Annotated in this window: 3 protein-coding genes and 1 pseudogene; 2 read left to right on the forward strand and 2 right to left on the reverse strand. The window is 61.7% G+C overall.

The features are described from left to right. Window positions 1-524 precede the first annotated feature (524 nt). The gene (locus LZ199_RS45775; protein WP_254000159.1) at window positions 525-1,088 is read left to right on the forward strand and encodes a hypothetical protein; all 564 of its coding nucleotides are present in this window, start codon (window positions 525-527) and stop codon (window positions 1,086-1,088) included. 17 nt (window positions 1,089-1,105) lie between these two features. Beyond that, on the forward strand, window positions 1,106-1,336 hold the full coding sequence (locus tag LZ199_RS45780) for a hypothetical protein (RefSeq protein WP_254000160.1): 231 nt from the start codon (window positions 1,106-1,108) through the stop codon (window positions 1,334-1,336). Between the two features lie 185 nt (window positions 1,337-1,521). Here LZ199_RS45780 and LZ199_RS45785 read toward each other — a convergent pair whose 3' ends face one another. Both LZ199_RS45785 and LZ199_RS45790 read right to left on the reverse strand, forming a co-directional pair. Next, window positions 1,522-2,856 carry a hypothetical protein gene (locus LZ199_RS45785; protein WP_254000161.1) on the reverse strand — a complete coding sequence of 445 codons (1,335 nt, stop codon included), beginning with the start codon at window positions 2,854-2,856 and terminating at the stop codon, window positions 1,522-1,524. Further along, window positions 2,853-3,524 (reverse strand): annotated as a pseudogene (locus tag LZ199_RS45790) (hypothetical protein); the annotation flags it as partial. The pseudogene LZ199_RS45790 and the gene LZ199_RS45785, both read right to left, overlap by 4 nt. Window positions 3,525-3,649 lie beyond the last annotated feature (125 nt).

Consider the following 3,649-nt stretch of genomic DNA (forward strand, 5'->3'; position numbering starts at 1 on the left):
CTCGCTTCGAACTCCTCCGCGACGCGCACCCACTCCGGCTTCTCAGCTCTCTTCTGCATCCGTCGAGGGATGACCTGCCCCGCTCATCCCGGCAACGCCCGCAGCACGTCGTCCGTCGGACGGATACCTTGGTCCATACCCCCCAGGGGTGAGATCCGGGCGGCCGGTAACTCCTCGACGCCCCATAAAGGGCTCGCTACTCTCTCCCAGGGAGAGGATAGCTCTTGATGCCGCCATGACACAGCACGTGGAGAAGGCCGCCCGCGGCGATGACTGGCGCCCGCTGTAGACATGGGCGCTTGAGGCGGTGCAGTCCCTGACGCCGCCCACCTCAAGAGACTAGATGACGATCATCGAGATTGAGGGGGTAGCCGCAGCATAGAACCACTCGGCTGCATCCTGATGCCGCGGGCCCGGCTCGCACGGCTTCTTGGCGTGGCCTCACGCACCGTATACTTACGAACTCAAAACGCCGGCGTCGGTGTCCGGCACGGCCGTGCATCTGCACGTTGATAGGAGCGGCGATGACGAACGAATCGATGCCAATACCGGAAAAACTCGCGGCACTGCATACATCCTACGTCCGAGCATCGAGCGTCAGGGAATCCCTGCTGGCGCAGCTCAAAAAGGTAGACGGTCTCCCCAGCGAAACGCCTGACCAGCGAGCGACCTCAACTGCCGAATTCCTGACGGGGTTCCATCTGATGGAGGTCTTCTACGGACTGATCTTCGTCGTGGCCGAAGGGCTCCAGGCCATGTACCCGGAGGATCAAGTGCTATCCCCGTACTTCACGAGCCCGAACATGGGACTACTTAAGCGCTACCGAAATGCGATCTTCCATGCTCAGCCTGAGGTGCTCAGCCTGAAGCTGTATGACTTCCTCACAGCCAAAGATACTGAGGAGTGGATTAACGGCTTCTGGAGAGTGCTCAACCGCTGGTTCAGAGACAACGTTGTAGTGCCACATCACCGTCATCACGCCCGCATGGTAGAGTCACTTCAAGGCGAACAGGGAGAGACCGAGGACGTTCAGCACTACGCGGCATTCGTAAATCTGATGAAGCGGATACCACGCCCTCCACAATGACCTCTTAAGGAGCCAGCATGAAGAAGTGGGTACCTATCGATATGGACGCGAACATTCACAATGCCCGCCAAGCGCTGGAGAGTTTACCGGAGGGCAAGTTTGCGGAGGAAATGGAGGAGGCCCTCGGCGCGAATGCGTCGGAGCTGGAGAGGCAAGGCTTCCCCGCCGAAGCTGCGACGCTCAGGTCGTGGGAGAGGAAGGTGAGTGCACACCGCAGGGGCGAACCGATTCCGGACGACGAGGAGTAGGAATCACCGCCAAGTACACCTAAGCCAAGAGAGCCAAGCTCCTTGTCACGCATCGCATGAGATGGCGGCCTGGACAGGCGTGTACGACAAGGGGGCTGTGCAGCATCTCCATCCGTCTGGCGCCCTGCTCGGGCAGCACCTGCCCGAAGCCATACTCGGCATCCAGCCCTGCCCAGCCGCCGCAGTCAGGGCCGGTACCGCTCCACCTCATGGAAGAACTGCGTGAGCGAGTAGTCCAGCAGTGACTGACGGGACTGCATGTACCGGCGGGCGCGGAGGAAGGGCAGCCAGACGCGCTTGCCAACGCGCACCTGGGACTCTTCCACCTTCTGCCGCAGCACCCACGTTCCGCCCAGCCGCCGCACCATCATATCCCCCAGATAGGCCCCCAGCGCCGGAGCAGTGTGACTGTCGATGAGTTCGCGCGTGTACCGCTCCGGGAAGTTCTCCTGCCAGAAGTAGAAGTCCAGGTCCGTGAGGGACTCGGCCGTCTCGTCCATGATGGAGGGCACCTTGGTGTGCAGTGCCGCCACGAGGCCTTCGGACAAGTCGCCGTAAGACTCGAGGACGCGCTCCGGATTCGCCACGTCCGAGGGATGAGCAACAGGGAGCCACTCCTCCGGCACCGGAGGCCGGAAGGCGTTGAGTTCGGCAATCTTCCGTTGCCGCTCGCTGATGGCGAACTCGTCCGGCAGCCGAGAGAGGAACGGCGCCACGTCAGGGTGGAAGCGCGGCTCGACAGGTACGAGCGCGGCGCTGCGTTCCCTCAGCGTGCGCAGCACCGTGTCGAAGTCGAGGTCCGGCCGCAGGTGGACATGGGCGCGGGCCTGCGCCACGCGCGCTTCCTCGCTGGCGAACTCGGCGGCAGTCGGCCATAGCACCAGGAGGATGGAGCCATTGGGAAGCTCCTCCACGAGGTGTGCGGGCGTCGAGAGCATCCGCTCTCGGCCTACCAACTCCACCAGCTTCGGACCAAAGATGTTCAGCCAGAACAGCTCATAGACCTTGTCGAACCCATCTCGCTTCCATGCCGTATTGTCACGACCAAAGGTGGGGAACTTCGCGAACTGCATGTCAGCAGCACTGTGCGCAGCAGCATAGTTCGCGGGATACTGAGCAGCCCAGGACCGTGCCACTCTTACGAAACTGCGACAGGTTTCTATCTCAGAGAAAAAGGAAAGCGGCTGCACCGTGAGACTAGTGCTCCAGAGGGACCGCTCCTGTTCAGGCCCGAGAGTAAGCACCAACGATACAGCAGGATTCTCTGGCCGAACCAATCCAATGACTGTCCCATACTCCTCGCGACGTTCCTCAAGCGCACGCCGCACCGCCTCTTGGGAGTATTTACGACTCCTGCTGGTCTTGACGATTGTTGGCATCCAACCATCGGCATTTTGCTCAAGTGCATCGAGAAACGGTACCACGCTGCTCGCCAGCCCATTCCTAGCATCAAAGGTCCCATCGAACGTGAAGCGCAGACTATCCGCTTTGTTCAAGTCGTGCAGTGTCAGCGTCTTCATTGGAATAGCACCTCGACGCCCGCAATCAGGGTCTCTGTGTTTCTCACCGCGTTATCCAACCCGCTTCGGTCCCTGGGCAAAAGCTCCTTGCCTTCATAGACGAGCCGCACTCTTCGGATCTCCGCCTGCTGTCGCATCCCATCCCGAAGAATTTTCAGCCGCCCACCGTAGTACTTCATTGCATTGCTGGCATCCGTATTCACCTGCACAGGCAGTGCATTCTCGTCCAGAGCGGCGAGGTTCCTGCTCTTGAAGCTGAACGTCTCCACCCGGGGCGGCTGGCCTGCTGGTGGGCGCTCCTCGATGACGAGGACGTCGGCATACCGGAAGTCCACCTTCGACACGCCCACGTGCGTCTCGATTCGAGGCTGTTCGAAGTCTCCGAGCCAGCGGCGCTGAGCGCGGGGCAACGCAGCGTCCGCCTCCAGGAGCGCAATCATGGTCCTCTCGAATGCCATGCCCCGAGCATAGTAGGCGCGCATCCCCCCGTAGCCTTCCCACTTCAGGGGGCCCTTGACCGCGTCACCGTCCTGAATCTCCTTCAGCCGCCTCTTGCGGTAGGCGACGTACTCCTGCCAGAGCGGCGCGCCCGTCTCGACTCCTGGCGGCGGCTCGTCCAGCTTCGGAGCCTGCTCCTTCAGCAGCTTCAAGTCCTTAGGGAGACGGGGGTAAGCGTTCAGGGGGGATGGGCGGCTGCAGAAGGAGCAGGCCAGCAGCCGGCGGGAGGCTTGTCGCTCGCTGACGCGGCGTGAGGCATGGGACACGACACGTCGTGGCAAAGGTCGACCCCAAG

Source organism: Myxococcus qinghaiensis (assembly GCF_024198215.1).
In the GTDB taxonomy this organism is placed as follows: Bacteria; Myxococcota; Myxococcia; order Myxococcales; family Myxococcaceae; genus Myxococcus; species Myxococcus qinghaiensis.

Excerpts from the sequence above, each read along its gene's own strand:
- LZ199_RS45775 (WP_254000159.1), top strand. The coding sequence starts at position 525 with ATGACGAACGAATCGATGCCAATACCGGAAAAACTCGCGGCACTGCAT.
- LZ199_RS45780 (WP_254000160.1), top strand. The coding sequence starts at position 1,106 with ATGAAGAAGTGGGTACCTATCGATATGGACGCGAACATTCACAATGCC.
- LZ199_RS45785 (WP_254000161.1), bottom strand. The coding sequence starts at position 2,856 with ATGAAGACGCTGACACTGCACGACTTGAACAAAGCGGATAGTCTGCGC.